Source organism: Lentibacillus sediminis, from assembly GCF_002763455.1.
GTDB lineage: Bacteria > Bacillota > Bacilli > Bacillales > Amphibacillaceae > Lentibacillus_D > Lentibacillus_D sediminis_A.
This window is the reverse complement of sequence record NZ_NIXK01000013.1, coordinates 15,468-39,259: the sequence shown is the minus strand read 5'-3', so window position 1 is coordinate 39,259 and position 23,792 is coordinate 15,468. Positions and strand designations below refer to the sequence as shown.

Here is a 23,792-nt window from a genome sequence, read left to right as displayed (position 1 = left end):
CCCTCTTTCGCTCCTATTGCTAACTTCCATCATACTTCATATAAGGGTTGAAAGGCAAATTGTTTTTTGATGTTCTTGCTGTGAAAGTGTTCGGGTTGCCGCTGTGGTAAGGTTGGTTAATCCTTTGGGAGGTAGTTTGTTCGACTTTGGGTGGTGGTCGCTCGACTTTGCGGGTGGCTCGCTCGACTTTGGGTGGTGGTCGCCCGACTTTGCGGGTGGTCGCTCGACTTTGGGTGGTGGTCGCTCGACTTTGCGGGTGGCTCGCTCGACTTTGGGTGGTGGTCGCCCGACTTTGCGGGTGGGTCGCTCGACTTTGGGTGGTGGTCGCTCGACTTTGCGGGTGGGTCGCTCGACTTTGGGATCCCCTGTTTAAAATCATCCTTTGCAAATTTAATCACTTCCTTCGTTCTCCAAGTTTTAGATAAAAACTACAAAAACCTCCGGGAAGCAACACTTCCCCGGAGGTTTTCATTCTATGGCAAAATAGTCTCACCCATCAAATAACGGTCACATTCTCTTGCTGCTTCTCTTCCTTCATTGATTGCCCAGACGATCAGGCTTTGGCCACGGCGGATGTCGCCCGCTGCGAAGACGCCTTCCACATTTGTCTGGTAGTCGCCATAGACAGCATCAACGGTTGATTTCGCTGTGGTTTCCACGTTCAGCTGCTCGATCAGGCTTTGTTCCGGACCGGTGAAGCCGATTGCCAGGAGAACCAGGTCAGCCGGCCAGACTTTTTCCGTGCCGGGGATCTCTTCGCGGATTTTTTTGCCTTTTTCGTAACGGGTTTTTACGTTAATGGTGTGCACTTCCTTAATATGTCCGTTTTCATCCCCAACAAATTTGGTGGTGGATACGGCATAGGCCCGCGGATCCTCCCCTAGCACACTTGCGGCTTCCGTGTGGCCATATTCTACGCGATGAATGGTCGGGTATTGCGGCCATGGGTTGGCTTCCTCATCACGCAGCAGGTTCTTTTTCTCGTAAATATCAAATTGCGTCAGGCTCTTGCAGTTATGTCGTACTGCTGTTGCAAGACAATCCGTACCGGTGTCGCCGCCGCCGATGACGATGACGTTTTTGTCTTCTGCGGAAATGTAATTGCCATCTGCATGCTCTGAATCAAGCAAACTCTTGGTATTGGCATGCAGGAAATCCATTGCCGGGTGGACACCCTTCAAATTATGCCCTTCCACTTCGATATTGCGGTGGACCGTGGCACCGCCGCAGAGGATGACCGAATCAAATTCTGCGTCCAATTCGGAGGTGGTAATATCTTTGCCCACCTCGGTATTGGTAATGAACTCAATGCCTTCTTGTTCAAGAATATCCACACGACGTTTGACGATCTCATAAGATAGTTTCATTTCCGGGATACCGTATGTCAGCAGGCCGCCGGGACGGTCGTCTTTCTCAAAAACCGTCACCGAATGGCCAGCTTGGTTCAGCTGAGCTGCCGCTGCGAGCCCGGCCGGACCGGAACCGACAACTGCGACGCGCTTGCCTGTCCGCATACGAGGCGGGTTTGGCACGACCCAGCCCTCCTCAAATCCCTTTTCGATCAAGGAGCGCTCCACAGAGCGAATGGCTACCGGATCGTCATTAATCCCGAGCACACAGGCCCCCTCACAAGGGGCAGGGCAAGCGATACCGGTAAACTCTGGAAAGTTATTCTTCTCATGGGCACGTTCCAAGGCTTCCTGCCATCTGCCCTCATAAGCGAGATGATTCCATTCTGGGATCAGGTGATACACCGGACAACCGGTGGTCACCCCATTGATTTCCATTCCGGAGTGGCATGTCGGCACACCGCAGTCCATGCAGCGCGCCCCTTGGATTTGGACTTCTTTGTCGCTCAGCGGTGCGGTATAATCATTCCAGTCCTTTGTGCGAACAGCCGGCTCGCGTCCTGGGCGAGCCTGGCGTTCATATTCCATAAAACCAGTCTGTTTTCCCATCAAAATCCTCCTCCTTTACTTTACTGCCACTTCTTCCATTTCTTCTTCTGGTAGTGGGTTTTTGCTTTCTTCAAATGCCTGCATTTCGGCATCAAATTTCGTTAATCCATTTGCTTGCAGTTCCTGAATCCGGTTCTGCACACGCAAGTACGCCTTTGGCACCACACGCAGGAAGCGGTCTTCATATTTCTCCCAGTAGGTCAAAATACGTTCAGCATGCTTGCTGCCGGTATAGGCAATATGTTTTTCAATCATCTGTTTGACTGCCGCCGTTTCCTCCACATTTGTCAGTGGCTCCACATTGACCAGATCCGGATTGACATGTGCCTGGAAATTTTCGTCCTCGTCGAATACATAAGCGACACCGCCGGACATACCGGCTGCAAAGTTTTTGCCGGTTTCTCCGAGAACGACTACCCTTCCGCCTGTCATGTATTCACAACCATGGTCACCGACTCCTTCGACAACGATATTGGCACCGCTGTTGCGGACGGCAAACCGCTCTCCGGCAACCCCGCGGATGTAAGCCTCGCCGCTGGAAGCACCGTAAAAGGCTACATTGCCGATAATGATATTTTTCTCCGGCGGGAAAGTCACAACGGAATCAGGATAGACGATGATCTTTCCGCCTGAGAGTCCTTTTCCGACAAAGTCATTGGCATCCCCGATTAAATTCAGCGTCATTCCCCGGGGAATAAAGGCGCCGAAGCTTTGCCCTGCCGAACCGTTAAACGACAGCTTGACGGTATCCTCCGGCAGTCCATGCTCGCCGTAGCGTTTTGTGATTTCACTGCCCAGCAGGGTGCCGGTTACCCGGTTGATGTTGCGGATGGCGGTAGTGAATTCGGCCATCTGGTCATTGCTCATCGCCTGCTGCCAGTTCTGGATCAGCTCCTGGTAGTCAATGCTTTTCTTAACCCCATGTTCGTGTGTCTGAGTCCGGTAACGTCCGACACTCGCAGGAACGTCAGGCTGGTACAGGAGTGGCGAAAGATCCACGCCCTTTGCCTTCCAGTGATCAATGGCTTCATTTGCCTCCAGCACATCGGTCCGGCCAATCATTTCGTTGATCGAGCGAAAACCGAGTTCTGCCATCACTTCACGCACTTCCTGGGCGATAAATCGCATAAAGTTGACGACATGGTCCGGGTCGCCGCGAAATTTTTTGCGCAGTTCCGGGTTTTGTGTCGCGATTCCGACCGGACAAGTGTCCAAATGGCAGACACGCATCATCACACAGCCCAGCACAGCAAGCGGGGCGGTGGAAAATCCGTACTCCTCCGCACCAAGCAGGGCGGCATGGACGACATCTTTTCCGGTCATCATTTTTCCGTCGGTCTCCACGACAATCCGGTCACGCAGCCGGTTCAAAAGCAGCGTCTGATGAGTCTCGGCTAAGCCAATTTCCCATGGCAGGCCGGTATGTTTCAAACTGGTACGCGGCGCGGCTCCCGTCCCTCCGTCATAACCGGAGATCAGGACGAGGTCGGCTCGGCCTTTGGCTACTCCTGCTGCGATTGTTCCTACACCAACTGCGGAAACAAGTTTCACACTGACCCGTGCATCCGGATTGGCGATTTTCAGATTATGAATCAACTCAGCCAAGTCTTCAATCGAGTAAATATCGTGATGCGGCGGTGGAGAAATTAATTCCACACCAGGGGTTGACCCCCTTACCTCGGCAATCCAAGGATACACCTTCTTGCCAGGCAGGTGTCCGCCTTCTCCAGGCTTAGCCCCTTGCGCAATTTTAATTTGAATTTCATCGGCATTCACCAAATAATGGCTGGTGACCCCGAAGCGTCCGGATGCTACCTGCTTGATGCCGCTCCGGCGGGAATCGCCGTTTTCATCCGGAGTGTAGCGGTCAGATGCTTCTCCGCCTTCCCCGCTGTTGCTTTTTCCGCCGATCCGGTTCATGGCAATGGCTAAAGCCTCATGCGACTCCTGGCTCAGCGCTCCGTAGGACATGGCCCCTGTTTTGAACCGGGTCATAATCGTTTCAACAGGCTCCACTTCGTCAATTGGCACAGACTGGCGCTTTTTAAATTTCAGCAGCCCGCGCAGTGACTGCAGATTGCTTGTTTCATCGGTTAATAGTTCCGTATATTCCTTGAATAAATCATAGTTTCCAGTCCGGCAGGCATGCTGCAGGGTCATGACCGTCCGAGGGTTATACTGATGATCCTCGCCATCTTCGCGGTATTGGAATTCATCCCCTGCGTCGAGCTTTTTACTCGGACCACGATTTTCCCGGAACGCCACTTCATGGCGCATGAGCACTTCTTTTTCGATCATATCCAGCCCAATGCCGCCTAGCCGGGAAGCCGTTCTCGTAAAATACTTATCTATTACGTCAGTATGAATGCCCACTGCTTCAAAAATCTGGGCACCGCGGTAGCTTTGAATTGTCGAGATCCCCATCTTGGATAAAATCTTGATGATTCCGTCGGTGGCTGATGCGACATATTGAGACACAGCTTCTTCCTCCGTGACGTTCTCAATATCGTCTATTTCCACCAAATCCCCAATCGTGTCAAACGCGAGGTACGGGTTAATCCCTTCAGCACCATATCCAATCAGTGTAGCGAAATGATGCACTTCCCTGGCCTCAGCCGATTCGATGATCAGACTCACCTTGGTACGAACACCTTGACGAATCAAATGGTGATGCAGCCCGGAAGCAGCCAGCAATGCTGGGATGGCCGCCTGATCCCTGGTCACACCACGGTCCGATAAAATAAGCAGCACGGCACCATCCTCCATCGCTTGATCCGCTTCTTTAAACAGCCGATCCAGCGCCTTTTCCATATTGTCCTGCCCAGCATCCGCAGAAAACAGGGTGGACAAAGTGACCGGCTTGAACCCTTCCATGTCATTATGGCGGAGTTTTTCCATCTCGCTATTGGTTATTATCGGTGTTTTCAGACGAATATGTCTGGCGCTTTCCGCATCTGGCTGCACCAGGTTGCCCTCTCTGCCAATCGTCGTTTCCGTCATGGTGATGATCTGTTCCCTGATCGCGTCAATCGGCGGGTTGGTTACCTGAGCAAAAAGCTGCTTGAAATAGTTGTACAGAAGCTGCGGTTTTTTCGACAATACCGCAAGCGGTGAATCATATCCCATGGACCCAATCGGATCCTTGCCGTCTGTCACGAGCGGCTTGATGATCTTCTCCAGCTCTTCCTTGGTATACCCAAAGGCAAGCTGCTGTTCAAGCAATCTCTCTCCTCTGATCGGCGGCTGGATCACGCCCGCTTCCGCCACGTCTTCCAGCTCCGTCAGGTTTTCCAGCCATTCCTTGTACGGTTTTTCCGAGGCGACCTGTGTTTTAATATCCTCATCCGGGACAATAATGCCTTTTTCCAAATCAACCAGCAGCATTTTCCCCGGCTTCAGACGGTCTTTGTACAAAATATCATCGGCAAAAATATCGAGCGCGCCAACTTCGGAGCCAAGCACAATCATGCCGTCTTTCGTGACATAGTAGCGCGCAGGCCGCAGTCCATTTCTGTCCAGGCAGGCACCGATCTGCGTGCCGTTGGTAAACACAAGCGCGGCAGGTCCGTCCCATGGCTCCATCAGTGTGCTGTGGTATTCATAGAAATCACGCTTTTCTTCTTTAATCGAGGCATCATTCGCCCATGGCTCCGGCACCATCATCATTGCCGTATGCGCGAGTGAGCGTCCAGACATGTGCAAAAATTCAAATGTATTATCAAAAATGGAAGAGTCACTGCCATCCGCATCAACGACCGGCAGAATTTTTTCCATATCTTCTTCGCTGAAATATTCCGACTTACTAAGCTTCTCCCGTGCAAACATCCAATTAACATTGCCGCGAAGTGTATTGAATTCCCCATTGTGGATGGAATAGCGGTTTGGATGCGATCGTTTCCAGCTCGGGAAGGTATTTGTACTGAAACGGGAATGTACAAGCGCCAGTGCAGATTTAAAGTCAGGGTGGTTCAGATCAATGTAGAACGAGTCAAGCTGTTCCGGGACAAGCATGCCTTTGTAAACAATCCTTCTGGTAGAAAGGCTGCTGATATACACATCTTCAAACTCAGCCTGTCCGGCGAAGTGCTTTTCGACTACTTTCCGGATCACGTAAAGCTTTCGTTCAAACGCCATCTGATCCTTCAGATCGGCTGATTTTCTGATAAACACCTGACTGATCACCGGCTTGCTTTTGGATGCGACTTTTCCGATAAAGGAATCATTCAGCGGCACCGGACGCCAGCCTAAGAAGACCTGTCCCTCTTCCCGGATGATCTGTTCAAAGATGTCCTTGCTTTTCCTTCGAAGATCTCTATCTTGCGGGAGAAAGACCATTCCCACACCATATTCTCCCGCGTCCGGCAGGGTGATGCTCTCTTTCCTGCACTGCTTTTGGAAAAAACGGTGCGGAATCTGCGTCAAAATGCCGGCCCCGTCCCCTGTTGAGACATCCGCAGACTGGCCACCCCGGTGCTCCAGGTTGCACAGCATATTAATCGCATTCTGCACGATGGTATGTGTCTTTTTTCCATTGATGTTGGCAATCATTCCAATCCCGCAAGCTTCATGTTCAAAATCGGGATGATACAGCCCCTGTGGTTTTGGATATCCTTGCATTGTCATCACAACAGCTCCTCTCTGGAATTTATATGTGTTTAAAGAAAACCCGGCTATGCGCCAAGTTAATTGTTTTACTTTTTGTCTGTAAGTACGCGCTTTGGTACGTTTCGTGTACTTGCTTAATCGCTGCTGCGTCTGGGGTATGCCTGCTGATTGGCTCATTCTCTCGGCTTAATGGAGTGTGGGAAATGCCTTTTCTTGATTAGAAACTTGGCTTGTTTCCAAACGTTTATGACGGTCCTCTGCCACGTGAAGACATTCACCTATTTTTTTAGGGTTATATCATTATAGCACAAAAATCGTCTTAGCATAAAATTCAGATAAGTAATTTGGGGGTGTTTTGCTTAATTTTCGTTAAATGAAAACGCTGACATTTTGAGAATATAGCGAATTTATTTATAGCTTGAACCCCGCAGTGATAGGGGTTCACTGGATTTGTCAGTGTGATCAAAAAATTTTTCATGATTTTCCTGCAGATTTTTTTCTTTATAAGCCGATAATTGGACGTGTTTCCTACTTCATCGTATCCTTTTTAATAAGACATGTGTGGATTTTTTTGCACACAGCATTAAGGAGTGGAAATTTTGACAACAGAAGCTAAACGATTTAATCAAATACCTTTGTCTGTTCTGGATCTGGCGCCTGTCAAAGAAGGCGGCAATCCAAAAGAATCATTTAAAGAAAGTGTGGCGCTGGCGAAGCATGTGGAAGAGCTTGGCTTTAACCGTTACTGGCTGGCGGAGCATCATAATATGCCGGGCATTGCCAGTTCGGCAACATCGGTCATCATCGGCCATATCGCCGGACACACGAAGCGGATGCGCGTCGGGGCTGGCGGGATTATGCTGCCGAATCACGCTACCTTGGTCATTGCGGAACAGTTCGGCACCCTGGAGTCGCTTTACCCAGGGCGCATCGATCTCGGCCTTGGCCGTGCGCCTGGCAGTGACCAGGGAACGGCATTTGCACTGAGACGCACGCTGAATATGGGGCCGGAAGAATTTCCAAATCAAGTGAATGAACTGCAGGATTATTTCTCGGATGAACCGGTATCCCGCGTGCGGGCGATTCCCGGCCAAGGACTGGACATCCCGCTTTGGCTCTTGGGATCGAGTGATTTCAGTGCCAGACTGGCCGCGCAAAAAGGGCTCTATTTCTCCTTTGCCAGCCATTTCGCCCCGGCATATACTATCCCGGCGCTGAAGCTGTATCGTGATCGCTTCCAGCCGTCCGCTACACTGGACAAGCCATATGCCATGGTCGGCGTCAATGTAATCGCAGCAGATACCGATGAGAAAGCACGCTATTTAGCCACCTCTCAGCAGCAGCAGTTTTTGGATATCCGAAAAGGCAAGACAAGAAAGCTGCAGCCACCGGTGGAGGACCTTGGCTTGAGTCCGATGGAGAAACAAGCAGTGGAAGAATCACTGGACCCGCGCACAACCATCATCGGCAGCCACGAAACGGTTCGCCGGGGACTTGAAAGCTTCCAGGAAGAGACCCAGGCAGATGAGATGATCATCACCTCGCAAATTTTTGATTTGGAGGCGCGTCTGCGGTCTTATGAGATTGTTGGGGAGTTAATGGATTAGTGAATGACCGCGGAGCTTGGAGCTCTGCGGTTTATTTAGTATATAAAAAAAGAGCATCCCTCAGGCGAGAATGCTCTCATCTATAAAATTTAACTTGTAGCACCCATTCCGCCATCAACCCGGTATTCCGCCCCGGTGATAAATCTGCTTTCGTCGGATGCCAAAAATAGTACCAGGTTTGCAATGTTTTCCGAGTCCGCATAGTGTCCTAGCGGGATGGTTTTTTTAAGTTCTTCCTTCACTTCTTCATCGCTGGTTCCCTGACTTGCACCTTGTCCTTTTTCTACGGTTTTCATCATACCTCCTGAAACCGGAGCAGGGTGGATCGAGTTTACCCGAACATTATTTTCCGCTACTTCCAAAGAAGCTGTTTTCGTTAGTCCAACAACCGCATGCTTGGAGGTTGAATATGGCGCCATATTCGGGCTTCCTCTCAGACCATCCACGGACGATGTATTGATAATGCTTCCACTTTGCTGTTTTTTCATCACAGGGATAACATGTTTCATGCCAAGGAAAATTCCTGTGGCGTTAATGGATAGAACCTTGTTAAAATTATCGAGGGACTGTTCGTCAATAGCTCCTACGTCCCCGATGATTCCTGCATTATTAAAGAAAATATCTACTGAACCAAACTTATCCACTGTCTGATCAACATATTTTTTTACATCATCTTCTTTGGTAACGTTTGCTTCGATTGTAAGAACATTATCATCGGATAAATCTTTTTTTACCTCTTCCAGCTTTTCCTTGTCCATATCAACTAAAGAGACTTTGGCACCTTCACGCAAAAAGATTTCCGCTGCTTTTGTTCCGATGCCTCCAGCACCGCCTGTAATTATTGCTGTTTTTCCTTCTAATCTTCCCATGAATATCTCTCCTTTTTGTACTATTTTATATAGGACTTTTCCCCTGTTTATTTAAAGTAAAACACTACTTCAAAGTAGCCTGTTTCAGAAAGTGACAATGGTGGAATAGCGTAAATATTTGCCGGACAGACAGGAGGACAATCATGGAACAATATTTTCCGATCGATTATGAACAGTCGCGTGCTGTTTTTCGCAGTCATCTGAAAAAGGTGCAGAAAAAATGGCCTGATGCCACGCTTTTTGCCAGGTCGATTGGCAAAGATGCGGATAATACGATTGATGGGATCTGGGCAGAGGCTACAGAGCGAAACGAAAAGGTGCTGTTTCTTTCCGCCGGCGAGCACGGGATCGAAGGCTATGCGGGTGCTGCGGCCATTCATTTGTTTGTCGACGAATATATCGAGCAGCTTGACCCAAGGACAACCGGCATTTGCCTGATTCATGCACTTAACCCATGGGGCATGCGCCATTTCCGTCGGGTGACGGAAAACAATGTGGACCTTAACCGCAATTATGTCTATAACCGTTCTGTGATGCCGGATGATATCAATAAAAATTATGAGAACGCAGAAGATCTTTTCGTACCTGTTTCATCCATTCGTGATTTAACAAAGGAAAAGGCGGGGCTGTATGCCATTTTAATGAAGGATCTTGCCAAAGAGGGCTATGGCGGACTGCAGGAAGCTAAGAAAATGGGGCAGTATGAATTTCCCAAGGGAGTGTATTATGGTGGTCAGGCTGCGGAGGAATCAGCCATTTTCCTCAAGCAAATTCAGCAGGACCTGCTTGGCGGCTATAGGCAGATCGTGCACATGGACTGGCATACCGCGCTTGGACCAATTAATGAGCTGACCGTTGTGCTGCCGGCCAAAGACGGACGTGACCCGGAAACCATTAAACAACAATATGGGCTGAAACATGTCATCCAGTCCAGCGCTGATCAGGTAAAAGGTGATTCGCACGATCATTTTTACCTCGTTCAAGAGGATTACCCTGATACGTATTTATTCTCCGCTTTATTTGAATTCGGGACCTTTGGGGAGGGCAAAAGAGCCGAACTGCGCGAACTGATGGCGATTGTATTTGAAAACCAGATGTACTGGGAAGGTGCGCAGAAGCCTGAGGATCGGCGGTACATTCTGGAGGAGGTGCAGGCGATGTTTTATCCGGTTGAAAAGGAATGGCGTGAGGAACTAATAAAAGAAGCCAGGCGGGGACTGGAAGGTGTTTTGAAGGCTGAGAGGTTTATATGAAGAAAAGCTTGAGGCAGATGGGATGAGAAGCCTCAAGCTTTTTTCTGTCTTATATTTTATTCGTTTGCTTGAACGAATTTTCTCACGTGATAAAATCCAGGCCAAATACGGTCCCAACACCAAAAATGACTGCCCATAATCCAAGGCTGACGGTCATCCAGATCATCGCGCTGTATTTTTGCGCGCCGAGGCTCATCGCAATAAACGCAGCAATATGAATGCCTGTCAGAACCGGACCCAATAAGGCAAGTCCAGGGAGTCCGTATTTATTCCAAATCCGCTTTCCTCTATCCCTGCGGCTGGAAGGCTCTTTTGCCGGCTTTCCTTTTTGCTCCCTACGTCTTTTCAACCAAGCCTTGACTCGATCAAAACTGGCGCAGATCGGCAGGACCGTAACCAGATTGCCAACAAAGGCGACCAGCACCACCCAGAATGGCGAGAGTCCTCCCAAGATGCCGAGTGGAATTACCAGTCCAATCTCAAACCAGGGGATCGCAGCCCCGATAAATATCAATGCATACTCGAGCAGCAGCATACCATCCACCTCCCCGGCAAATTTTCCGTGAGCACCATTATACACCATCTTTTTAGTGGTAAGGAAGGAAAGGAGCTTAGCGGATTAAGGTATGGAGGGCTGACGCTTGGGATGAGTGGGAGTCTCGTGGACATCTAGGCGGGGCCGACGGGCGACTTTGCCTGAGAAGACGGTTCTCATAGACATTTGGGCAGATTCAGCGGGGTGTTACGGAAAAGGCTCACCAGCCGCCCAGATTCGACAAAATTCGGGAAGTGACAGGCACCGTCCGAAAAAGAGAGCGAACCACAAGGTCCGCTCTCTTCACCATGCTATTTATCTTCCGGTTGATGTGGATGCAGGGGCGGGTGGACGATCCAGCCTTTTTCCTTGTTGAGTCGGAGAAATTTGCCGCCAAGAGTAGCTTTTTGATTATGGAAGTTGGCAAACATCGTTATGATGTCTTCACGAATGGACATCCCCATCATATCGCTGCAGGCAACCAACCCGGCTGCAATTCCTGCAGAAGCCGTTGCGGAAATTTCCGGATCCTGCATGCGTGCGCCGACTGGAATATCTTCCAGTTTGGCATCCGGCCGCTCAGGAGGTGCCGGAGGAAGTCCCACTCCGTTTTCTTTCAGCAAAGGTTCCAGTTCTTTTAATTCAGTTCTGGCTTGTTCTATTGCTTCTTCCAGCAGTTTCTTCAAGTCCTTGTCCCCTGTATGGTTGATGGCGATTTGATGACTCGTGATAGCGGATTGCGCTGTTAATACAGCAGCCCAAATCCCGCTCACTTCACCATAATGCATTGGTTCGTCTTTTGGATTACCACTTAATATACCCATGAATTTCCTCCTATGTTTATGTTCTGTGTCGGTCTGTGTTGCACATGGTTATCTTCTCATGTTGAAAAAAATTTATTCGTCTGTTTGGCAAAATTTAAATCGGCCTCTTCTGTTATCGCAAAATTTTCAACAGCGGAAATACACTTCTCGAGCAATTTTTGACAGATTTCGGTAGTTTGAAGTCCTTTTTTTTGGTAATCTAGATAATAGAAGAAAGAAAACGCTTTTACATAAGTTATTCATACATGGGGGTTATAGCATGAAAAGGTTAGCCATATTAGGCGGAGGCTATGGCGGGCTGCGGATTCTTCTGGATCTGTTGGAAAAACAGCTGCCAGAAGACATAGAAATTACGATAATAGACAGGAATCCGTACCATTCGGTGAAGACGGAATTTTATACGATTGCTGCTGGGACGTCTGCCGAGCGTGATGTGCGGATGGATTTTCCGCAAGACGAGCGCGTCCGTTATGTATATGGAGAAATTCAGCAGATCGATACCTCCAATGAACAGATTCACCTCACCGGGCACGATCCTGTCCCTTATGACTACCTGGTGATTGCGCTGGGATGTGAGGATAATTATCACGGGGTTCCTGGTGCAGCCGAGTTCACGGAAAGTGTACAAACCTTCCGCCGGGTGCGGCATACCGGGATGGCTGTCGGCAATTTACCAGCTTACGGAAAAGTTACGATTGTCGGTGCCGGCCTGAGCGGGATTGAGGTCGCAGCGGAAATCAGAGAGAGCCGCTCTGATCTGAACATCCGGGTGCTTGACCGCGGAGCCACAGTGCTGAAGGCGTTCGACCCAAAAATTCAAGAGCATGTTACCGATTGGTTTCGGTCCAATGATGTCGATGTGTTTCATAACTCCAGTGTGGAATATGTGGAGCATGGCGGGGTGTGCAATAACGGCGTCTGCTATATCAACGACGTGACGATCTGGACGGCCGGGGTGCAGCCAAATCAGCTGGCCAGGGACCTGCCATTTGAAAAAGACAATCAGGATAAAATCGTCGTCAATGATTATTTTCAAGTGCCGGCACAGAAAAATGTCTATATTGTCGGCGACTGTGCATCCTCGGTTCATTCACCGAGCGGCCAGCTGGCAGGGCAGCAGGGTGAACAGATCGCGGAGGTACTGCTTGCCGTGCTCACAGGCGGCCGGCCCAAACGTCCAAAAGAGATCAAGCTCAAAGGAACGCTTGGCTCGCTCGGAAAAACCGATGGCTTCGGCAACATGATGCAAAAACCGGTCACCGGCTACCTGCCACGCATGCTGAAATCGGGCGTGCTTTGGCTGAATAAGCGGCATTAGAGTGTGCGTTAGCTTACAGGTCGCATAACACACACCGAGCCGTCATCCCCAGCAGATGACGGCTCGTACACTTAACAAAAACTTTACGCTCAATTCTCATTAACTTAAACTTCCTGTCGTATGATTGCAGTAGGGACAAAGTAACAGATTGATGTCCCGCTGAACAAGCAGACACTTACATGTTTCCATAAAGATCATCCAGGGCTTCTTTCTCCGGAGCCCGCCCCCCTTTTTTACCCTTCTTTCACGTTTTTCAGCCGAACTGCATCACACCCGGCTTCTCACCGCTTCATACTCCGCCTTCAGCAAAGAAAACACCACCGTATCATGATAGCGCTCCCCGTCAAAATCCGTCTGCCGCAATACACCCTCTTTACGAAAACCGAACTTGGCAAGCAGCCGCTCCGAACCCTCATTATGGGCAAAAATATCTCCAACTATGCGGTTCAGCTTAAGCGGTCCGAAGCCAAATTCCAGAATTTCGCCAATGATTTCACTCATCACCCCTTTTCGCTGAAAGTCTTCCCGGATCACTGCCCCCATCTCGGCTTTCCGGTGAAACAGATGCAGTTTATGCAGGCTGAAGGTGCCAATCAGCTCCCCTGCCGCTTTCGTCTCAATCACCCAGGGAATTTCTTTGCGCATGCCATATTTTTCCAATCTATCTTCAATCTCCTGAAGCATCTCCTGTTGGTTCTGCACCGGATCCGGCTTAATAAATTTCATTGTCTGTCTATCTCCCATAAACTGGAACATCTCCCGGGCATCCTTCTCTGTCATCCCTCGCAATATGTAATGATCCGTCTCCAGCACAGGAATCCGGGTAAAAATCTCTTCGATGCTCATTGTTTCCCCTCCAAAAAAATAACGGTATGGCTTCATCATACCATACCGTCTCATCTCTAATCCTTCTTGTTGACATATTCATTCGGCTCGTCGCCGCCATGAACGCTGCTGTTTTTAAACTGGCTTTTTCGGCCGTTTCGGCGCTCGCCATGCGGTTTGTTTTCCTTGAACTGATTATTGAATTCTTTTTCTTTGTTGACCATTAGCTGTACGCTCCTCTCTATCCATCATTACGATTAGCTTTTAACGGAACGCACATTTTATGCACCTACCCTTTTCCTCAAAATTTAATCCAGCAACCTGACAAATTTACAAAAGCTTAACATTAGTAACATACGTATTTTACATTGGGCTACTATACTAGCAGTTGAGGGCGGACAACGCCTAAAAAACAAACAGCTTTAAAGGGAGGACAATTTTGATGAAAATGAAAAAATATTTGCTGTTCCTGGCAATCGCTGCATTGGCCGTTGTGCTTGTTGCATGTGGTGGCGGATCCGATGATGGAAATGCAGAAGGGGACAACACAGAAGATACCGGTACAGAAGAAGAAACCAGTGGATCGGATGGAGAAAATACTTCTGAAGGATCAGAAGAACTGTCAGGCGAAGTAATTATTGATGGATCAGGAACTGTTTTTCCTTTAATGTCGGTTTTGGCGGAAGAATATCAGGTTAACGAACAGCCGGGTGTAACGGTTGAGGTAGGACGTGCAGGAACTGGTGGCGGATTTGAACGTTTCCTGAATGGAGAAACGGACTTCAACGACGCATCCCGTCCTATCAGTGAAGAAGAACAAGCGACAGCAGAAGAAAATGGAATTGAATACCAGGAAATGAAATTGGCATTGGACGGATTGACCATTGCGATTAATCCGGAAAATGACTGGGCAACAGAAATGACATCAGATGAGGTTATCGGCATCTTCACTGGTGAATATACAAACTGGTCCGATATTAATTCAGAATGGCCAGATGAGAAAATCCAAACTTACGGTCCGAACGAAAACCACGGTACGTATGAGTTCATGTTCGAAACCATTATGGAAGAAACACCTTTTGTTGAAGATGTTAATCTGCAGCAGGAATATCCAACATTGGTCAGCCTTGTGGCAGATGACGTGAACGGCATCGGATTCTTTGGCTATGGCTACTATGAAGCTAACCAAGATAATCTGCAGGCAGTAAGCATTGATTTCGGTGAAGGACCTGTTGAGCCTTCCCTTGACACAATTGCTGAAGATGGCCCATATGCTGGCTTCACCCGTCCAGTGTTCACTTATTTAAACACTGCCCATGCACAGGAAAAACCGCAAGTTTTGGATTACGCTATTTGGACAATGAATAATGTTAGTGATTTTGTTGCAGAAACAGGATTTGCTCCAATTCCTCAAGAAGAAATTGATGCTGAGGTAGAGGAACTCGAAGGACTTCAGCAATAACAACTTCATCCAGTCTTATAGCAAAGCCAATAAGGTGAGAGCACATTGAATGCTCTCATCTTATTGTGACTTTAAAGACACTTGAAAGGAAGCTGCAAGAATGGCAAATAATAACGATTTAAATAAAAACAGCAAAGTAAATGTCAGGGAAATGATTGCAAACAATAAGGAGAAAAACAGCCTGTCTAATATTACCGAAAAACTGGTTCCTACGCTGCTTTTCCTTATTACAGCCGTTTCTATCCTGACCACGATCGGAATTATTTATACACTGCTGTCTGAAGCAATCGAATTCTTCAGACGGGTACCAATATGGGAATTCTTCACAAGTGTCGAGTTGGATCCATTTGGACCAGACCCCGAGTTTGGGATATTGCCCCTGATAAACGGTACAATCATTTCCTCTTTGATTGCGATGGCTGTCGCTGGTCCAATTGGATTGATGACAGCTGTATACTTGAGTGAATATGCTTCAGAGAAAGTCAGAAGAACCTTAAAGCCGCTGTTGGAGGTGCTTGCCGGCATACCGACCATCGTGTATGGTTTTTTTGCCTTTACCTTTGTAACACCTATTTTACAATTGATTATCCCTGGTCTTTCGCTTACAAACATTCTCAGCCCCGGCCTTGTCATAGGGGTAATGATTATCCCCATGATCGCCTCTCTCTCGGAAGATGCAATGACATCTGTTCCCAATTCTATGCGGGAGGGCGCGCTTGCACTCGGGTCAACAAAATTGGAGGTTGCCTTAAAAGTCGTTATACCGGCTGCATTTTCCGGGATTATCTCTTCCTTTGTTTTGGCAATTTCCAGGGCGATCGGCGAAACAATGATTGTGGCCATCGCCAGCGGAAGCTCCAAGGACTTCACCTTTGACATTACAGAATCGATGCAGACGATGACTGCATATATTGTCGAGATATCAAGCGGCGATATTTCGACTGGTACAACCATGTATTACAGTTTGTATGCCGTTGCTATAACCTTGTTTGTTTTTACCCTTATCATGAACCTGCTTGCAAGGTACATCTCTCGCAAATTCAGGGAGGAATATTAAAATGGAGCATATGAATGCAAACCAAGTTCAAAATAAAATGAGCACCCGTATTAGAAAAAACAGTATTGCAAAAGGATTATTCTTTCTGTCAACGATATTCGGTCTTATTATACTCGTCATTCTTTTGGTTCGCGTCTTCTCACAGGGGATTGGCTGGCTCGACTGGAATTTCCTTACAGGCAGACTATCAACAGACCCTGAAAAGGCTGGTATCATGGGTGCATTCCTCGGAACAGCCTGGATGATGCTCGTTATCATTCCAGTTACCTTCATTTTAGGTGTAGGTACAGCGATTTACATTGAGTTATATGCGAAAAAGGGACGTGTTCAATCCATCATTCAGACGAATATTGCCAACCTTGCAGGTGTACCGTCTATCGTATACGGGCTCTTGGGACTGACCATTTTTGTACGATTAATGGACTTAGGGAATATTGTTTTAGCTGGCGGATTAACATTGTCTCTATTAATCATGCCTATCTTGATTGTCTCCGCACAGGAGGCTCTCCGTGCGGTACCCCAGGAGTTGAGCGAAGCGTCTTACGGGATGGGTGCAACAAAATGGCAGACCATCAAAAAGATCATCCTGCCCGCGGCACTGCCCGGAATCCTGACAGGAAGCATTTTGGCCCTGTCGCGTGCGATTGGTGAAACAGCGCCACTGACAGTACTTGGCATACCTGCACTCTTAATTCCATTCCCAGAAGGTCTGTTTGACTCATTTACCGCATTGCCGATGCAGATTTATTACTGGACACTTGACGCTGTGCTTACAGAAGAGTATGCATATCTGGCAGCTGCAGCCATCATTGTATTGCTGGGTCTTATGTTACTGTTAAACTCGATTGCCATTATTATCCGTAACAAATTTCAGCAGAGATTATAAGTGAAGCGCAACTATAACAAGGAGTGATTTAAAATGAGTCCTGAAAAAGGAATTAATATAGATCCGCAAACAAAGGCTTCATCCTCATCCAACAATAAAAAAGTTGTTTACCATACAAAGGATTTTAACCTTTGGTACGGGGATAACCATGCATTAAAGGATATTAACTTGTCCTTCAATGAGAAAGAGGTAACTGCGATTATCGGTCCATCAGGCTGTGGGAAATCTACCTATATTAAATCACTGAATCGTATGGTCGAACTTGTGCCAAGCGTCCGGACATCCGGCGTCATTTCCTATAGTGACAAGAACATTCTGGACAAGACGTTTAAGGTGGAAGATCTAAGAACCCGTGTCGGCATGGTTTTTCAAAAACCGAATCCATTTCCCAAGTCGGTTTTTGAAAATGTCGCATATGGCCCGAAAATCCATGGCATTCGCAACAAAAAAGTACTGAATGAAATTGTGGAACGCAGCTTGCGCGGGGCCTACCTCTGGGACGAGGTAAAAGACCGCCTGAACGAAAATGCATACGGCCTCTCCGGGGGCCAGCAGCAGCGCCTGTGCATCGCACGGTGCATGGCTATTGAGCCGGAAGTAATTTTAATGGACGAGCCGACATCAGCACTTGACCCGAAATCAACCCTGCACATTGAAGAACTGGTGCAGGAGCTGAAAAAGGAATATTCCATTATCATCGTTACGCACAACATGCAACAGGCAGCACGTATTTCGGACAAGACGGCATTCTTCCTGAACGGAGAAGTCGTGGAATTCGATAAAACAGATACAGTGTTTACCAATCCAGCGGACAGTCGGACGGAAGATTATATTTCCGGCCGGTTTGGGTAGGGAATTGAGTCAATTGATAGGATGAAAAGCAATGCTCGGTTAGCGGGCATTGCTTTTTTTCGTTTTGAGGAGTTCTGAGTCGAATTGAGAGAGTTAGCATCAGCTTTAGCGAATAACTTCACGAATCAAGCGAACCTCGTACCGAATCGTCACCCCTAAAACCGTGAGACGGCGCCCCTCAAGTCAATTTCTGTGAAAATAGTAGTAGGATATTAGCAGGGGAAAATTTCATAGATTCTATACAGTCAATTTATTTTCTCTTAATCTATGCCTGTTATGCTTGGGTTGCATCAAAAATTGAGAGGAGCGGATCAAATGTTCAAGAAATTTGGAGTCGTTGCGCTTAGTGCAGGAATTGTTTTGTCTGGAGTGGGCGCTAGTACGGTTGTAGCGGACAAGCCGGATTGGGCTGGAAATGGCAAACCGGAATGGGTCGAAACTGGAAAAGGCAATGGAAATGGAAACAATGGAACTAAAAAGGTAGAAAACGTCATTTATATGATTCCAGACGGTTTCAATGCAGATTATGCGACAAATTACCGGTTGTATAAAGGCGAAGAAGCTGTTTGGGACGAGCATATGAAAGGCATGTATACCACCCATTCGGCTAATTCCAGCATTACCGATTCTGCGGCAGCGGGCACTGCGATGGCAAGCGGGGTAAAAACGAACAACGGCATGATCGGTATGGATCCTGAAGGCAACGAGGTAGAAACGATCCTGGAAGTTTTACAGGAGGATGGGAAATCATCCGGTTTAGTAGCTACTTCTACCATCACCCACGCGACGCCGGCTGCGTTTGCTTCTCATGTGGAAGACCGTAATAATGAGACGGAAATCGCCAAGCAATTGCTGGCAAACGAGGTTGATGTTTTACTGGGCGGAGGCAAAAATAACTTCCTGCCAGCCTCTGAAGGCGGTAATCAGGAAGAGGCCAACCTGCTTGAACAGGCAGAAGAGCAAGGCTATGATTTTGTTGAAACGCGTGATGAATTACTAGATTCAGACATAGAAGTAGAAGATGGGGAAAAACTGCTTGGCCTGTTTGCAGACGGTGCTCTTTCTCCAGAAATGCACCGTGACGCTGAAGAAGAGCCAAGTCTTGCAGAAATGACAGACAATGCGATTGATGTACTTGAAGAAGATCAAGATGGATTTTTCCTCATGGTGGAAGGCAGCCAGATCGATTGGGCAGGCCATGATAATGATGCTGCATGGGCGATGACAGATGTAGAAGCGTTTGAGTTGGCAGTCGAGGAAGCAATGGAATTTGCTGAAGAAGACGGAGAAACCCTTGTTATTGTAGGCGGTGACCATGAAACAGGCGGCATGACCGTTGGCGCCAATGGATCTGGTTCCGCCAATCCGGAAGTGCTGCAAAATGTTAGCGCTACTGGTGAGCACATGGCATCAGAATTGAATGAAGACCGCTCCAATGTTAATGAAGTTTTTGAAACGTATACGGACTTTGAACTGAATGAAGAAGAGATTCAAGCGATCCAAGAGGCAGACGATGCGAAATCGGCTATCAACAAAGTGATCAGTGACAGAGCCAACATTGGCTGGACAAGCACCAACCATACCGCGGTGGACATCCCAGTTTATGTTTACGGCCCCCAGGCGGATGAATTTACCGGATTCTACGACAATACTGACTTGCCGAAGAAGATTGCTGAGGCGATGAAAGTTGATTTCGGGAATTAAAAAATAGTTGTGTGAGGAAAGCCCGCCAGGTGTGGCGGGCTTTTTTTGCTGAAAAGGGTTCCGCTGGTGAATATTTTAGTGAAATACTTTAGGTCAGCACTTTCTTTGCTGCCTGGAACTCCGATTCTCTTCTAACACCCATCACCCAAAAACTATCGATCAAACCCCATATTCTCCCGGCGATCTCCCAGGGTAACCGTCGTCTTAGCCGGCTTCGTCTCAGCCAAAACCTTCCCATTACGGAAAGAATACCTGAGAGCAGCCTGCTTGCGGATCGCTTCAAATTCGTCCCGCGCATCCAGCACGATAAAGTTGGCCGAATTTCCTTCTTCTATACCATAAGTATCCTCTATGTGAAGCGTTTTTGCGCTGTTGACGGTAATCAGATCCATCGCATCAACAATCTCTTCATACCCCATCAACTGTGCAGCGTGGATCCCCATATGGAGCACCTGCAGCATATTGCCTGTTCCCAGTGGATACCACGGATCAAAAATATCATCATGACCGAAGCAGACATTCATGCCAGCCTCCTGCAGTTCCTTTACCCGTGTCAGGCCGCGGCGTTTCGGATAGGAATCAAATCGCCCCTGCAAATGAATATTGACCAGCGGATTGGCGACAAAATTTATCCCGGACATTTTCAGCAGTCGAAACAGCTTAGACGTGTAAGCATCATTATAAGAACCCATTGCAGTCGTATGGCTTGCCGTTACGCGAGACCCGAGGCCGCGCTCATACGCTTCCGCTCCTGCTACTTCCACAAATCGGGACTGCTCATCATCAATTTCATCACAATGAATATCTACCAAGCGGTCATATTTTTCCGCCAAATCAAAGGCTGTTTTTAACGATTCCACCCCATACTCCCTTGTGAACTCAAAATGCGGGATGGCACCAACGACATCAGCGCCCATTTTCAATGCCTCTTCCAGCAGTTCCGCTCCATTTGGAAACGACGGAATGCCCTCCTGAGGAAAAGCGACCAGCTGCAGATCCACATAGGCCGCCATTTCTTCTTTTACCTCCAACAGTGCTTTTAAAGCTGTAAGTTTCGGATCCGTCACATCGACATGTGTGCGCACATGCTGAATCCCTTGAGCTACCTGCCATTTCAATGCTTTCGTCGCCCTTGTCTTGACATCCTCCACCGTCAGCGACTTTTTCCGTTCCGACCAGCGCTGAATCCCTTCAAATAACGTGCCGCTCTTATTCCATTCCGGTTCGCCGGCCGTCAATGTGGTATCAAGATGAATATGCGGCTCGATAAATGGCGGAAGCACGAGCGCTCCCCCCACATCCAGCTCCTCCTGCCCCTCTCTTGCAGAAAGCTGTCTCGCTACGCCCGAAAATTTACCATTTTTTATCTCTATCTCCCAGAGTCCTTCTTTTCCTCTAAGTGCTGCCTGTTTAATAATCATCGTACTAATTCTCCTTTTTCATCCAGTTGCTGGAAGGATTTTGCTTCGATCTGGGAAGCGATTTTCATGCCTGCCACGTAAATCACCGCAGAGCCAAGAAGTGCATTGACCGGCGGAATCCCCGGCGCCAGATTCGCCAGCGCCACACCCCCGGCCCAAGCAGCAATCGCAATCCAGTTCACCTGTTTAAATTTCATTGTAGCAAACGCTGGGTATTTCCCTTTGCGAACAAGGAAATAGTCCGCAAGAATAATCGCCCCGATCGGCGGCAGCGATGCCCCCAATATCGTCAAAAAGCCCATAAAATTGCTGTACAGCCACATTGCTGCAATCGTACCAATAACTCCATTGAAAATCACAAGTTTCCCCTTAGCGATTTTCGTGATATTGGAAAACCCAAGACCTGAAGCGTAGAGCGCATTATCGTTTGTCGTCCAGATGTTGAGACCAAGCACGAGGATCGCCGGCACCATTAACCCTTGTGCAAACATCACCTCGGAAATATCGGCAACACCAAAGGCAAAGGTACCAATCGCGCCGAATAGAAACATCAGGGAATTTCCGATAAAGAAGGCAATCACCGTCGTACTGACAGCAGAACGCTTCGTTTTAGCAAACCGGGCAAAATCCGGAGTCAGCGTGCCCGCACTGACAAATGAACCGATACAAATGGTCAGTGCAGCAGCAATCCCCATCATTTCCGCAGGCTGGTATGCCATTAATGCCTGCAGCCCGCCAGCCGTTTCCGTTGCCTGGATCGCAGAAAAACTTCCGAGAAGAGCAATTGCCGGTACTGCGATGATGCTCAGAATCGTCAGGGCTTTCATCCCAAAAAAAGCAGTTGCTGTCATGAGGAGTCCGATGCCAGCAATCAGCACATACACAGAAATGCCAGTCACTGCCTGCACCGGAACCGCAAACATCGCTACCCCGACGCCAAACCAGCCTACCTGTGTCGCTCCAAGCAAAAAGGAAGAGATGTATGACCCTTTCTCCCCAAAAGCGTAGCGTGCCAAAAGATGCGTGGACAACCCGGTTTTCGATGCAATGAATGCCAAGGTGCCAGTATACGCTCCCAAAATCAAATTTCCTGCCAAGACAATCAGAATAAATTGGGTAAAGGTAAGCCCCATCCCCAGCTGCCCGCCTGAGAGCATACTGGCAGAGAAAAACGTCAGCCCCATCATCACCGCAAGCATTTGCCAAAAGCCATTCCGCTTCGACTGTGGTACCGGTCTTAATGAATACTCTTTGTCTACCATCTTCATACCAATTCCTCCATTCATTTGTTAGAACTGATACCGCCTGGAATACAAGGTCTGGTGTTCAAACAGAAAAAGGCCTCCTGCCATTACTGACAAGAAGCCTTTTCCCAAAATGATCGAGGATGCATGCGTATTGCTTACACATCACCCGCCATCATTTTTCCGCCGTCCTTGTCAGCCTCTCTGGACTGATTTAAAGGTACCAGTATGTAATTAGTGATAGTATGGCAGGTTGGGAGAGGATTGTCAAGGGGGACCCGCTTCATTCCCGCGCATCCGGAAGAAACTGATACTCCCCTAAATCCACTCGCCCGCCGCTCGTCACTTCCACCCCTTCATCCTCGAGCATAATCCGCTGATCCATCGCCCTAATTTCATCTTTCAGGGCAATCTCTCCCTTAGCATTGATCACCCGGTGCCATGGCAGATGGTGTTTTCTGCTCATCGAATGAAGAATCCTCGCAACCTGCCTCGCCCCACGCGGATGACCAGCCACACGCGAAATCTGCCCGTATGTCATCACCTTCCCCGCTGGTATTTTTCGTATTACTGTAATAATATCCTCTGTGAATGGCTGCATCTTCCCGCCTCATTTCCGTTTGTTTTCGAGTATATCAATCATAGCACGGATGACATCGGTGTTTCATTCGACAAACTCCGCTCTTCTTAGCTGGTGACTGTCCCACATCAGTACGTTATAATGGAAAGATGGAGGGGATACAATGGACCTTTTAAACGTTATAGCAAAATTAAAGAACCGGCAGCCTTCGATTCTTGGGTCGGAGAAGTTTCGCAAATCTGCTATCCTGCTGCCGCTTTTGGAAATAGATAACGAGATACATATTTTGTTTGAAGTCCGCTCGATGCAGATGCGTTCTCAGCCCGGCGATACCTGCTTCCCCGGAGGCAGAATCGAGCCCGAAGACAGCGGTCCCCTGGCTGGTGCCATCCGGGAAACCACTGAAGAGCTGGGGCTGCCGGAAACAGCCATTCAGAACATTGTTCCCCTCGATTATATCGTGTCGGATTCCGGCAGGCTGATCTATCCGTACGCAGGCATACTTACGCAAACTGATAAACTTAACCCGAACCCGGAAGAAGTCGGCGAAGTATTTACCGTTCCGCTGGAATACCTGCTTCAAACCGAACCCGAAGTGTATAAAGTAAATCTGCAAGTGATCCCGGAAGATAATTTTCCGCTGGACTTGATAGTCGGAGGGGAAAATTACAACTGGCAGACACGCCATGTCAATGAAATATTTTACCGTTACGACGGCAAAGTCATCTGGGGGCTGACTGCGAAGGTTCTTACACATTTTCTGGATCTGGTGCGGGGCTAGGCAATGGGAGG

Annotated in this window: 19 protein-coding genes; 9 read left to right on the top strand and 10 right to left on the bottom strand. The window is 48.3% G+C overall.

Annotated features, from left to right (window positions below; all coding sequences use genetic code 11):
• Positions 1-473: 473 nt before the first annotated feature.
• Together CEG13_RS16960 and gltB are read right to left on the bottom strand one after the other, a co-directional pair.
• Positions 474-1,958 (bottom strand): glutamate synthase subunit beta, encoded by a 1,485-nt coding sequence (locus tag CEG13_RS16960; RefSeq protein WP_100013080.1) that lies wholly within the window; start codon positions 1,956-1,958, stop codon positions 474-476.
• 15 nt (positions 1,959-1,973) lie between these two features.
• Positions 1,974-6,581 carry a glutamate synthase large subunit gene (gene gltB / locus CEG13_RS16955; RefSeq protein ID WP_100013079.1) on the bottom strand — a complete coding sequence of 1,536 codons (4,608 nt, stop codon included), beginning with the start codon at positions 6,579-6,581 and terminating at the stop codon, positions 1,974-1,976.
• A 578-nt stretch (positions 6,582-7,159) separates the two neighbouring features.
• Between gltB and CEG13_RS16950 the strand changes: the two genes are divergently transcribed.
• The gene (locus CEG13_RS16950) at positions 7,160-8,170 is read left to right on the top strand and encodes an LLM class flavin-dependent oxidoreductase (RefSeq protein ID WP_100013120.1); all 1,011 of its coding nucleotides are present in this window, start codon (positions 7,160-7,162) and stop codon (positions 8,168-8,170) included.
• Positions 8,171-8,259: 89 nt separating this feature from the next.
• On the opposite strand, the gene CEG13_RS16945 is transcribed toward CEG13_RS16950, so the two are convergent.
• Complete coding sequence (locus CEG13_RS16945; protein WP_100013078.1) at positions 8,260-9,039, bottom strand: SDR family NAD(P)-dependent oxidoreductase; 780 nt, start codon at positions 9,037-9,039, stop codon at positions 8,260-8,262.
• 143 nt (positions 9,040-9,182) lie between these two features.
• Here CEG13_RS16945 and CEG13_RS16940 point away from each other — a divergent pair, with 143 nt between their 5' ends.
• Complete coding sequence (locus CEG13_RS16940) at positions 9,183-10,292, top strand: M14 family metallopeptidase (RefSeq protein ID WP_100013077.1); 1,110 nt, start codon at positions 9,183-9,185, stop codon at positions 10,290-10,292.
• Between the two features lie 82 nt (positions 10,293-10,374).
• On the opposite strand, the gene CEG13_RS16935 is transcribed toward CEG13_RS16940, so the two are convergent.
• Together CEG13_RS16935 and CEG13_RS16930 are read right to left on the bottom strand one after the other, a co-directional pair.
• Entirely contained in the window at positions 10,375-10,827 is a 453-nt protein-coding gene (locus CEG13_RS16935; protein ID WP_100013076.1) for a small multi-drug export protein, read from the bottom strand.
• Between the two features lie 311 nt (positions 10,828-11,138).
• Positions 11,139-11,651: a DUF3231 family protein gene (locus CEG13_RS16930; RefSeq protein ID WP_100013075.1), complete on the bottom strand. Its 513-nt coding sequence runs from the start codon at positions 11,649-11,651 to the stop codon at positions 11,139-11,141.
• A gap of 259 nt (positions 11,652-11,910) precedes the next feature.
• Between CEG13_RS16930 and CEG13_RS16925 the strand changes: the two genes are divergently transcribed.
• The gene (locus CEG13_RS16925; protein WP_100013074.1) at positions 11,911-12,969 is read left to right on the top strand and encodes an NAD(P)/FAD-dependent oxidoreductase; all 1,059 of its coding nucleotides are present in this window, start codon (positions 11,911-11,913) and stop codon (positions 12,967-12,969) included.
• Between the two features lie 267 nt (positions 12,970-13,236).
• Here CEG13_RS16925 and CEG13_RS16920 read toward each other — a convergent pair whose 3' ends face one another.
• Both CEG13_RS16920 and CEG13_RS18950 read right to left on the bottom strand, forming a co-directional pair.
• Positions 13,237-13,869 carry a GNAT family N-acetyltransferase gene (locus tag CEG13_RS16920; protein WP_239984694.1) on the bottom strand — a complete coding sequence of 211 codons (633 nt, stop codon included), beginning with the start codon at positions 13,867-13,869 and terminating at the stop codon, positions 13,237-13,239.
• A gap of 2 nt (positions 13,870-13,871) precedes the next feature.
• Complete coding sequence (locus CEG13_RS18950; RefSeq protein ID WP_192869565.1) at positions 13,872-14,018, bottom strand: hypothetical protein; 147 nt, start codon at positions 14,016-14,018, stop codon at positions 13,872-13,874.
• 218 nt (positions 14,019-14,236) lie between these two features.
• On the opposite strand from CEG13_RS18950, the gene CEG13_RS16915 reads away from it, so the two are divergent.
• The 5 genes from CEG13_RS16915 (at position 14,237) to CEG13_RS16895 (ending at position 19,755) form a co-directional block, all read left to right on the top strand.
• Entirely contained in the window at positions 14,237-15,256 is a 1,020-nt protein-coding gene (locus CEG13_RS16915) for a PstS family phosphate ABC transporter substrate-binding protein (protein WP_100013073.1), read from the top strand.
• Between the two features lie 100 nt (positions 15,257-15,356).
• On the top strand, positions 15,357-16,313 hold the full coding sequence (gene pstC, locus CEG13_RS16910; RefSeq protein WP_100013072.1) for a phosphate ABC transporter permease subunit PstC: 957 nt from the start codon (positions 15,357-15,359) through the stop codon (positions 16,311-16,313).
• 1 nt (position 16,314) lies between these two features.
• Positions 16,315-17,199, top strand: coding sequence for a phosphate ABC transporter permease PstA (gene pstA, locus CEG13_RS16905; protein ID WP_192869564.1), 885 nt, complete (start codon positions 16,315-16,317; stop codon positions 17,197-17,199).
• Positions 17,200-17,232: 33 nt separating this feature from the next.
• Positions 17,233-18,051, top strand: coding sequence for a phosphate ABC transporter ATP-binding protein PstB (pstB, locus tag CEG13_RS16900; RefSeq protein WP_100013071.1), 819 nt, complete (start codon positions 17,233-17,235; stop codon positions 18,049-18,051).
• Positions 18,052-18,366: 315 nt separating this feature from the next.
• Positions 18,367-19,755 (top strand): alkaline phosphatase, encoded by a 1,389-nt coding sequence (locus CEG13_RS16895; protein WP_100013070.1) that lies wholly within the window; start codon positions 18,367-18,369, stop codon positions 19,753-19,755.
• 152 nt (positions 19,756-19,907) lie between these two features.
• Here the strand turns inward: CEG13_RS16895 and CEG13_RS16890 are convergent, their stop codons facing one another.
• The 3 genes from CEG13_RS16890 to CEG13_RS16880 form a co-directional block, all read right to left on the bottom strand.
• Complete coding sequence (locus tag CEG13_RS16890) at positions 19,908-21,176, bottom strand: cytosine deaminase (RefSeq protein WP_100013069.1); 1,269 nt, start codon at positions 21,174-21,176, stop codon at positions 19,908-19,910.
• A complete protein-coding gene (gene codB / locus CEG13_RS16885) occupies positions 21,173-22,444 on the bottom strand; it encodes a cytosine permease (RefSeq protein ID WP_100013068.1) in 1,272 nt (423 codons plus the stop codon). The genes CEG13_RS16890 and codB overlap by 4 nt, the downstream gene beginning before the upstream one ends.
• A 259-nt stretch (positions 22,445-22,703) precedes the next feature.
• Positions 22,704-23,021, bottom strand: coding sequence for an MGMT family protein (locus tag CEG13_RS16880; protein ID WP_100013067.1), 318 nt, complete (start codon positions 23,019-23,021; stop codon positions 22,704-22,706).
• A gap of 142 nt (positions 23,022-23,163) precedes the next feature.
• Here CEG13_RS16880 and CEG13_RS16875 point away from each other — a divergent pair, with 142 nt between their 5' ends.
• Positions 23,164-23,781 carry an NUDIX hydrolase gene (locus CEG13_RS16875; protein WP_100013066.1) on the top strand — a complete coding sequence of 206 codons (618 nt, stop codon included), beginning with the start codon at positions 23,164-23,166 and terminating at the stop codon, positions 23,779-23,781.
• Positions 23,782-23,792 lie beyond the last annotated feature (11 nt).

Bases quoted from the DNA above. Each gene is read 5' to 3' on its own strand.
- CEG13_RS16960 (WP_100013080.1), bottom strand. From the start codon at position 1,958: ATGGGAAAACAGACTGGTTTTATGGAATATGAACGCCAGGCTCGCCCA.
- gltB (WP_100013079.1), bottom strand. From the start codon at position 6,581: ATGACAATGCAAGGATATCCAAAACCACAGGGGCTGTATCATCCCGAT.
- CEG13_RS16945 (WP_100013078.1), bottom strand. From the start codon at position 9,039: ATGGGAAGATTAGAAGGAAAAACAGCAATAATTACAGGCGGTGCTGGA.
- CEG13_RS16940 (WP_100013077.1), top strand. From the start codon at position 9,183: ATGGAACAATATTTTCCGATCGATTATGAACAGTCGCGTGCTGTTTTT.
- CEG13_RS16935 (WP_100013076.1), bottom strand. From the start codon at position 10,827: ATGCTGCTGCTCGAGTATGCATTGATATTTATCGGGGCTGCGATCCCC.
- CEG13_RS16930 (WP_100013075.1), bottom strand. From the start codon at position 11,651: ATGGGTATATTAAGTGGTAATCCAAAAGACGAACCAATGCATTATGGT.
- CEG13_RS16925 (WP_100013074.1), top strand. From the start codon at position 11,911: ATGAAAAGGTTAGCCATATTAGGCGGAGGCTATGGCGGGCTGCGGATT.
- CEG13_RS16920 (WP_239984694.1), bottom strand. From the start codon at position 13,869: ATGAGACGGTATGGTATGATGAAGCCATACCGTTATTTTTTTGGAGGG.
- CEG13_RS18950 (WP_192869565.1), bottom strand. From the start codon at position 14,018: ATGGTCAACAAAGAAAAAGAATTCAATAATCAGTTCAAGGAAAACAAA.
- CEG13_RS16915 (WP_100013073.1), top strand. From the start codon at position 14,237: ATGAAAATGAAAAAATATTTGCTGTTCCTGGCAATCGCTGCATTGGCC.
- pstC (WP_100013072.1), top strand. From the start codon at position 15,357: ATGGCAAATAATAACGATTTAAATAAAAACAGCAAAGTAAATGTCAGG.
- pstA (WP_192869564.1), top strand. From the start codon at position 16,315: ATGGAGCATATGAATGCAAACCAAGTTCAAAATAAAATGAGCACCCGT.
- pstB (WP_100013071.1), top strand. From the start codon at position 17,233: ATGAGTCCTGAAAAAGGAATTAATATAGATCCGCAAACAAAGGCTTCA.
- CEG13_RS16895 (WP_100013070.1), top strand. From the start codon at position 18,367: ATGTTCAAGAAATTTGGAGTCGTTGCGCTTAGTGCAGGAATTGTTTTG.
- CEG13_RS16890 (WP_100013069.1), bottom strand. From the start codon at position 21,176: ATGATTATTAAACAGGCAGCACTTAGAGGAAAAGAAGGACTCTGGGAG.
- codB (WP_100013068.1), bottom strand. From the start codon at position 22,444: ATGAAGATGGTAGACAAAGAGTATTCATTAAGACCGGTACCACAGTCG.
- CEG13_RS16880 (WP_100013067.1), bottom strand. From the start codon at position 23,021: ATGCAGCCATTCACAGAGGATATTATTACAGTAATACGAAAAATACCA.
- CEG13_RS16875 (WP_100013066.1), top strand. From the start codon at position 23,164: ATGGACCTTTTAAACGTTATAGCAAAATTAAAGAACCGGCAGCCTTCG.